Source organism: Arthrobacter sp. NPDC056493, assembly GCF_042795115.1.
Taxonomy (GTDB): Bacteria; Actinomycetota; Actinomycetes; order Actinomycetales; family Micrococcaceae; genus Arthrobacter.
Genome location: NZ_JBHTSL010000045.1, coordinates 37,266 through 45,448 on the forward strand (window position 1 = coordinate 37,266; position 8,183 = coordinate 45,448).

The 8,183-nt window shown below is 69.7% G+C and carries 4 protein-coding genes; 2 read left to right on the forward strand and 2 right to left on the reverse strand.

The window, feature by feature from the left end; all coding sequences use genetic code 11:
- The first annotated feature begins 200 nt into the window (after positions 1-200).
- Positions 201-2,330, forward strand: a complete 2,130-nt coding sequence (locus tag ACFQ50_RS17115; protein WP_377996841.1) for a glycogen debranching N-terminal domain-containing protein — start codon at positions 201-203, stop codon at positions 2,328-2,330.
- Between the two features lie 115 nt (positions 2,331-2,445).
- Positions 2,446-3,477 (forward strand): glycosyltransferase family 4 protein, encoded by a 1,032-nt coding sequence (locus ACFQ50_RS17120; RefSeq protein ID WP_377996842.1) that lies wholly within the window; start codon positions 2,446-2,448, stop codon positions 3,475-3,477.
- Here ACFQ50_RS17120 and hrpB read toward each other — a convergent pair whose 3' ends face one another.
- Both hrpB and ACFQ50_RS17130 read right to left on the reverse strand, forming a co-directional pair.
- Positions 3,478-6,141 carry an ATP-dependent helicase HrpB gene (gene hrpB, locus ACFQ50_RS17125; RefSeq protein WP_377996846.1) on the reverse strand — a complete coding sequence of 888 codons (2,664 nt, stop codon included), beginning with the start codon at positions 6,139-6,141 and terminating at the stop codon, positions 3,478-3,480.
- Positions 6,142-6,298: 157 nt separating this feature from the next.
- A complete protein-coding gene (locus ACFQ50_RS17130) occupies positions 6,299-8,068 on the reverse strand; it encodes a DUF222 domain-containing protein (RefSeq protein ID WP_377996843.1) in 1,770 nt (589 codons plus the stop codon).
- Positions 8,069-8,183: the final 115 nt, after the last annotated feature.

Below are 8,183 nucleotides of genomic sequence, written 5' to 3' on the forward strand. Positions count from 1 at the left end.
CCTTGGTAAGAAGATTCGACACCTAAACCCGCTGTTCAGCAAGGGGTCCGGCCCCTCAGCGCCAGTCCGACGCGCGGCTCTCCGGTCCCGCCCTGCTGGCAGGCAATAACCCGTTGCGGCGTCATGCCGGCAGGGGGACGATGGATAACGTGGCCGCAGGGCCGGCCCATGCCATCCGACTAGTCGCCAGGGAGCGGTCGATGAGTGCGTGGAATGAAAATATCGGTGCAGGGTCCTCCGGCCTCACAGCAGTGACCGTGGTGGAAGGCTCCTCCTTCTGCATCTCGGCCGAGAGCGGGGACGTACTCCCCGGCCAGCCGCAGGGCGCCTTCTACCAGGACACCCGGATTCTGTCCCGCTGGCAGTTAACGGTCGACGGCGTTCCGCTGGAACCGCTGTCCGGCCAGACCCGTGAGCCCTACCGGGCGGTGTTCGTCGGCAGGCCCCGCGGGGCCAACGGAGCGGTGGAGAGCCCGCTGGTGGTGGTGCACAGCCGGCAGGTCGGGCCCGGCCTGCGTGACGACATCAAGGTCCACAACTATTCGGAACAGCCGCGGACCTGCCGGATCCAGATCAGGGTGGATGCGGACCTGAGCGACCTGTTCGACGTCAAAGGCGGAAAGGTGGTGCCGTCCGCCGAGCACAGCCGAAAGGTCCGGGCCGACGCCCTGCAGATTGACGCCGTACGCAACGGGGTCCACCGCGGCGTGGTCATCAGCGCCGCGGGCGCCACGGTATCCGAGGATGCCCTGACGTTCGACGCTGAGCTGGCCGCCCGCGGCACCTGGACCGCCAGCGTGTTCACCACGCCCCTGGTGGACGGCACCGGGCCTGAACAGCCCTTCACGCACGAGACGGCTCCGCACGTGGGCGCGCAGCGCTACGCCGCCTGGGAGGAACATGTTCCCAAGCTCACTGTGACGGACAAGAACGTGGAAAAGGTCCTCACCCGCAGCCAGGAGGATCTGGGCGCCCTCCGGATCTTCGACCCCGACCACCCGGAGCGGGCCGCCGTTGCCGCCGGCGCCCCGTGGTTCATGGCGCTGTTCGGCAGGGACTCCATCCTGTCCTCCTACATGGCGCTGGCGGTGGATCCGAAGCTGGCGGCAGGAACCCTTCAGACGCTGGCAGCGCTGCAGGGAGAAAAAGTTGATCCGGATACCGAGGAGGAACCGGGCAGGATCCTGCACGAGGTGCGGCTGGGCGTCACCGCCGGGCTGGCGCTCGGGGGCAGCCAGGCGTACTACGGCACCGCCGACGCAACGCCCCTGTTCGTGGCGCTGCTCGCGGAGTTGGGACGCTGGGGGCTTGCCGGCGACCTGCTGGACTCCCTCCTCCCGCATGCGGACCGGGCCCTGGAATGGGTGGAGCACTACGGCGACCGCGACGGCGACGGCTTCGTTGAATACCAGCGCGCCAACGAGCACGGCCTGCTGAACCAAGGCTGGAAGGATTCCTGGGACGGCATCAACTTCGCCGACGGCCGGATGGCAGAGGCCCCGATAGCCCTCTGTGAAGTGCAGGGCTACGTCTACGGCGCCTACCTTGGACGCGCGCTGCTCGCCCAGCAGCTGGGCGACGACGAGACTGCATCCAAATGGAACCGCCGGGCCGCCGACATCAAGGCCGAGTTCAACGAGAAGTTCTGGCTTCCCAAGAAGGGGTACTTCGCCGTGGCCCTGGACAAGGACAAGCGTCCGGTGGATGCCTGCACCTCCAACATGGGCCACTGCCTGTGGTCAGCCATCGTCGACACTGACAAGGCGCCCCTGGTGGCCGAGCGGCTCATGTCGCCGGAGATGTTCACGGGCTGGGGCATCCGTACCCTCGCCTCCGACATGGGCGCCTACAACCCGGTCAGCTACCACAACGGTTCGGTGTGGCCGCACGACACAGCCCTAATAGCCGGCGGACTGATGCGGTACGGGTTCGTCGAGGAAGCCACACGCGTTGCCATGGGTCTGTTTGACGCGGCGGAACAGTTCGACGGGCGGCTGCCGGAACTCTTCTGCGGGTTCGCCCGGGACGATTTCCCCGAACCGGTCCCTTTTCCCACGTCCTGCTCGCCGCAGGCCTGGGCTTCAGCCGCGCCGGTGCACCTGATGCGGACCCTGCTGCGCTTCGATCCACTGATTCCCCGCGAAGAGGTCTGCCTGGCCCCCGTGCTTCCGGCTGAGTTCGGCAGCTTCCGGGCGGACCACGTGCTGATGGGTTCTGCACGGCTCACCTTACGCGCGGAGGGGACGGAAGGGACCATTGACGGGCTGCGCGAGGGGCTGACCCTGCTGCATAAGCCGCGGCCGCCGCTGGCCCGGCTGATGACGCAGTAACAAACACGGCACCAACAAATATGGCACCGTAGCTCCGGCTTTCGGTGCCACCCACAACCGAATGGACTCAGGAGTCAAACGGTCCCGGTACATCCGGACAACAAGGGAGCTGCGGATGCGTATCGGTCTAATTGCGGGGCCCTGGTATCCGATTCCCCCGACCGGGTACGGAGGCATCGAACTGGTGGTCGATGCCCTGGCCAGGGGATTTTCCAGGGCAGGCCATGAGGTGCTGCTCGCCGCCGCCGCGGACAGTACCTGCCCGGTGGCTCAGCTCCCTGGAATGCGCATCTCCGAGCCCGACTTCGTAGGGTTCACGTCCTCGGAACTCAGCCACGTGATCAACGCGTATGCAGGGATGGACGGCATGGTGGACCTGGTCCACGACCACACCCTTGCAGGCCCGCTTTACCGGGGCCGACCCGAGGGGCTGCCGGTGGTGACCACTATTCACAGCGACCTGAACCCAGCGTTTGCCACTGTCTATGGCGCCGCAGCCCGGGACACAACGCTGATCGCCATCTCCAAAAGCCAGGTCAGCAGCGTGTTGGCGGACCGCGTCGCGGCCATCATCCCCCATGGCATGGAGGTGGCCGCTGTTCCGGTCGGGAAAGGGCAAGGAGGCTACGCATGTTTCCTTGGCCGGATGTGCCCCGACAAAGGCGTGCTGGAGGCCATCGGAGTGGCCCAACTGGCCGGTATTCCGCTGCGGATCGCCGCGAAGATGCGGGAACCCGCCGAAGTGCAGTACTACCACGATGTGGTGAAGCCGCTGCAGGGTCCGGAGGTGGAGTTCCTGGGCGAGGTGGGCGGCGCGGAGAAGTACGACCTGCTCGGTGAAGCCATCGCCCTGCTCAACCCCATCCAGTGGATGGAGCCGTTCGGGCTGGTGATGATCGAGGCAATGGCCACCGGCACCCCCGTCGTTGCCACACCCATGGGGTCAGCACCTGAGATTGTTGACGACGGCGTGAGCGGCTACCTGGCTTCTTCGACAGAGGACCTGGCCGGCCTTCTTCAGCGCGCCGCGGACCTGGACCGCGGGACCGTCCGGGCCCAGGCCGAAGACCGTTTCAGCACCGAACGCATGGTTGACGCCCATCTGGCGCTGTACGCACGGCTGACCGGTGTGAAGGCCGCGGGATAATCACTTCCGGGCGTTGGTCCGTGCGGTCGCCGTCGCGGTCCAGGGGTCCTCGGGCCAGGGGTGCCTCGGATAGCGGCCGCGCATCTCGGCGCGGACCTGCGCGTAGGGCCCGGCCCAGAAGGAGGCGAGGTCGTCAGTGACGGCCAGCGGCCGCCGGGCGGGCGACAGCAGGTGGAACTGGACCGCCGTCCGTCCGCCGGCCAGCATCGGCGTCCGGTCCCAGCCGAAACATTCCTGGAGCTTGACCGCGACAACGGGCCTGCCGCCGTCGTCCCCGGCTGCCGGATAGTCGATCCGGATGCGGGAACCGCTGGGCACCTCCAAAAACTCGGGCGCGAGCTCGCCGAGCCTGGCGGCGTCGGGCCACGGCAGGAGCCGCCGCAGCGGGTCCGTGAGGTCAATTCCGGAGGTTGCCGCACCGCCGGCCAGCGCCTCCAGTTCCGGACCCAGCCAGTCGTCGAGCCGGGCCAGCAGCGCCTGCTCGGACATGTCCGGCCAGGGATCGCCCAGTTCCTTATGCAGCAGGGCGAGCCGGCGACGCAGGCCATCTGCCGCCGTCGACCATCCGATTGCTCCCAGCCCCTGGTCCGCCAAAGCCCGTGACACTGCGGCGCGCGCCTCGCCCGCGGATGCCCGCACCGGCGTGGAGGAAAGAGATATGGCGCCCAGCCGGCGCTCCCGGCGGGCCGTCACCCGGCCCTGGCTGAGCGTTGCCTCCACCGAGTCGAACAGCAGGTGCGCCGCGGCGGCCTCGGCCGTGTCCGCTGTCAGCGGCGCGGCAGAGCGGATCACCGCGCCGGTGCCGGCGGCGTCCCGCCCGTCCGCCCGCGCAACCTCGGCCACAGCCAGCCATTCATGTCCGGCGAGCGGACTGCTGGCGGGAAGGCCGGCACGCGTGCCGGAGGTCAGCAGGTAGCGCTCCGGCCCGTCCCCGGGGACGCGGCGTGCCACCCTGTCCGGGAACGCCAAGGCAACGACCAGTCCGATCTGTTCAGCGGTTCCCGCCGGCACTGCGGCGGAGGGAACGTCGACGGAGGGAAGCCCGACGCCGGCCGCCGCTTCGCGTGCCAGCCTATCCAGCCGCTGCGCCTCCTCAGCCCATCGTCTGGAGGCGGGATCGTTGCCGGAACGGAGGGCAGACACCAGCCGGGGCAGGTCGGCTCCCGTGGCGCGCTGGTCCCCTGAGACGGCGGCCACAACCTCCGCCGCCGTCCCGTATCCGGCAGATCCGTGACCGGCAGTCCCGTGACCGGCACGACCAGTCGGCCGGCCACCCAGCAGCGACGACCCGACCAGGAGGGCGCGTCCGAGGCGTGGGTCGGCGGGGATGCGCGCCAGAGCATTGCCCAAGTCCGTGGCGAGGCCGTCCTCGCCCACGGCCCCAAGCTCGCGCAGCACCTCGACGGCGTCGCCCATCGCGGCCTGCGGCGGAGCGTCCGGAAGGGCCAGCCCGCGGCCGCCCGGTGAGCCCCAGCACGCGAGGATCAGGGCGGCAGCCGTCAGGTCGGACACAGCGATCTCGGCGGTCTGGTGTGCAGGCGCTGCGCCGAGGGTCTTCTGGTCGTAGCAGCGGACCACCTTCCCTGGCCCCTGCCTCGCAGCACGTCCGGCGCGCTGTTCCGCAGAGGCCCGCGAGCAGGAGACGGTGACCAGGCCAGTCATGCCCCGGCCGGCGTCACGGCGCGGTTCGCGGGACAGACCCGCGTCGACCACCAGCCGGACGCCGGGCACAGTGAGGGACGACTCGGCGAGCCCCGTGGAAACGATGATCCGGGCCGGATCCCGGGGTTGCCGCCCGGACACGGCACGGTCCTGGGCCGCGGGACTGACCTGGCCGTGCAGTTCCAGAATTTCGACGCCGGGACCCACCCGGGTGCGCAGCCGGCCGGCAACGTGGGACACCTCCCAGGCGCCCGGTAGGAACACAAGGGCGTCGGTGCCGGGGTCGGCGGCAAGGGCTGCCGCGTAGGACTCCGCGGCGGCGTCCGCCACGTGGTCCAGGAAGGCACGTGTCACACCGCGTCGGTCGAGCCGCGCCACGGGCGCCGGCTCCCATACTGTTTCCAGCGGGTGAAGAGCGGAAGGACAGTCGACGACGGGAGCCGGGCCGCCGCCGTCGGCCTCCCCGTGTTGCTCCTCACTTGGATCAGCGCTTGGGTCGGCGCCGAGCAGCGCCGCGAACCGCGGCGCGTCCAGGGTGGCGGACATGGCGACGAGCATGAGGTCGCCGCGCAGCTGGCGCACCTCGGCGAGCAGGCCCACCAGCAGGTCGGTTTCCAGGCCGCGTTCATGAACTTCGTCGAGGATCACCGCGGCGGTGCCCTCGAGGCCGGGATCAGCCAGCAGGCGGCGTAGCAGGATGCCCGGCGTCACAAACTCAATGAGCGTGGCGGGACCGGCCTGCCGTTCGCCGCGGACGCTGTAGCCCACCCGGTCCCCCAACTTCGTCCCGTCCAGGGCGGCCAGGCGTCTAGCTGCTGACCGGGCGGCGACCCGGCGCGGCTGGGTCACCACGATGCGCGGCCGTCCTTTACCGGCGGCAGCCTGTGCCAGGTTGGCCACCAGCGGAGGCACGAGCGTCGTTTTGCCGGTGCCGGGCGGGGCCTGGACCACCGCGGCGCCCCCGGCCCCCTGTGTCTGCAGCACCCCGGCCAGCTCCGCCATCGACTCCGCAAAAACCAGGCCAGCACCGATGGCCTGCAGGTCGAAGGGGGCGGAGCCAGTCGCGGTGCCCTGTGGCGCGTCTTGCGGGAGCGGTACGGAAGTCACCCTTCCATTGTGCCGGTGGTAGCCGTTGGTCCTGACACAGGCAGGCGCCTTCCTAGGCTGCTGCTGACGATGACCAGTAGGGCCATGGATCCACGGGCAGCGGTGGTTCAACGCCGTCGAAGGCCGTCGGGCTCTCGAGTCCGTCAATGTCGTCGGGAGCTTCCGAAGGCTCGGGGCACCGGTAACCGCCCACGTCCGGGTAGCCCTCGAATTCGTCGAAGCCGCCGGGCACGTCCGGACGATCCGGTGGGGCGTGCCAGTCCGGCGGTTCCGGAGAGTCTTCGATGAATCGCGGTTCCGGTCCGTCCAGGCCGGGCGACGACGTGGACCAGACTTGACCGGGTGGCAACTCCGGCAAAGCCTGAACGGGTGGCGGTTCCGGCAAAGCACCGGCTGTCGGTTCTGGCCAGTGGGGTGGTTCCCAGTCCTGGTATTCGGCCGGGTAGGTCCGACCGGCGGGTGAGATCCAGCCGGGAGGGCTCTCGCGGGTGGCGCCGACCGGTCTCCACGCCGTCGTGTGTTTCAGGCGGTGATGCTTGGGACAGGGCTGGCCAAGATTGGCGACGCCGGTGCCGCCGCCGGCTGCCCAGGCCAGGATGTGGTCGGCGTCGTTGTCCAGGGAGTGGTTGTTGCAGCCGGGGAACGTGCACCGCGCATCCCGGAGCCGCAGCCATTGGCGCATCGGTTTGGTGAGCCGGTAGCTGGTGCGTCCGATCTCCAGCGGCGCCCCGTCCCGCGGATCGGTCAGGACGCGCAGGAACGACGTTGCGCCGTCGGCGACGAGCCGGCGGGCCATGCTGGCGGGAATGGGCCCGTACCCGTCCAGTGTGGCCGGTTCGTCGGTCAGTCCGAGCAGCGAAAAAACCGGAACCGTGACCAGGACCTGCGCCGACGGGGACGGCACATCACCGGCCGGCACGGAACCTGCAGGTACAGAGCCTGCGGGCGCGCCGTCAGCCCCGGGGCCCGCCGTGAGCAACCAGCCGGCGGCGACATCGGCCCGGAGCTGGCTCAGGGTCCGGGTCTCGGTCGGGCCTTGGGCTGCGCGTGCGGCGGCGGTGGAGCGGTTCCAGATCCCGGCGGCCTGGTCCGCGGGCAGGAACGCCGAGAGCCAGGCCATGCCGTCCCGGGCCGGGACGTACTCCAGGCGCCGGTCCTTCACACTGTTGCGGTGCCGGGTTTCGATGCTGTCCTGATGATGCCGTTCCCGCCAATACCGTGCCTTGGCGCGGAACCTCGCCGGGGTCAGCTCCCCCGCCGGGCAACCCCGCGCCCGGTTGGAAGCGTCCGGATCCAGGAAGTGCGCTTCCAGGGCTGCTGCGGCTTCGGCTGACAGCCCGTCGGTTTCGTCGCACATGACCCGGGCGTGCTGCCAGGAAATGCTCCCCGCCCGCAAAGCTCCCAGCGTCAGCGGCAGATCCGTGCTCAGCCTGGCGGACTCGACCAGAAACCGTGCCGCCGCACCCTCGCTGATGGTCAGCGCACCGGCCACCTCCGCCGTCACGGACATCTGCCGGACGGCAAGGTCCTGCGGGCTTTCACCAGGTCCTGCCATCGCCGCATCCGCCGTGGCGTAACCGGCGGCAAACTGCACCTTCACCGCCGCAAGCCGGGCTTCCATCTCGGCCACCCCGGTCAGGCCGTCCAGGAACGCAGCCGCCTGCTCCCCAAGTGGGTCTGCGTGATGCGGCAACGGATCAGCGCCCGCCGGGGCAGGATCAAGGACAGCCGCGCCAGCGGTCCTGCGCAGCTCGGCGGCCAGCGCTAAGGCAGAGGCACCAATAGCCTCCAACACCTCCGCAGCAGCCACACTGTTTCCCATACCCACAGCATGACAGGGGGGTGTGACAAAAACGCCGGACCGCAGGAGCGGCCCAGACGCGCCACGCCCCGATTGGCACGGGATCCAAGCAATGACCTGCACGGCCTGGGAAAGC

What these genes read in the sequence shown, in the direction of transcription:
- ACFQ50_RS17115 (WP_377996841.1), top strand. Translation starts at nt 201, where the DNA reads ATGAGTGCGTGGAATGAAAATATCGGTGCAGGGTCCTCCGGCCTCACA.
- ACFQ50_RS17120 (WP_377996842.1), top strand. Translation starts at nt 2,446, where the DNA reads ATGCGTATCGGTCTAATTGCGGGGCCCTGGTATCCGATTCCCCCGACC.
- hrpB (WP_377996846.1), bottom strand. Translation starts at nt 6,141, where the DNA reads ATGGCGGAGCTGGCCGGGGTGCTGCAGACACAGGGGGCCGGGGGCGCC.
- ACFQ50_RS17130 (WP_377996843.1), bottom strand. Translation starts at nt 8,068, where the DNA reads ATGGGAAACAGTGTGGCTGCTGCGGAGGTGTTGGAGGCTATTGGTGCC.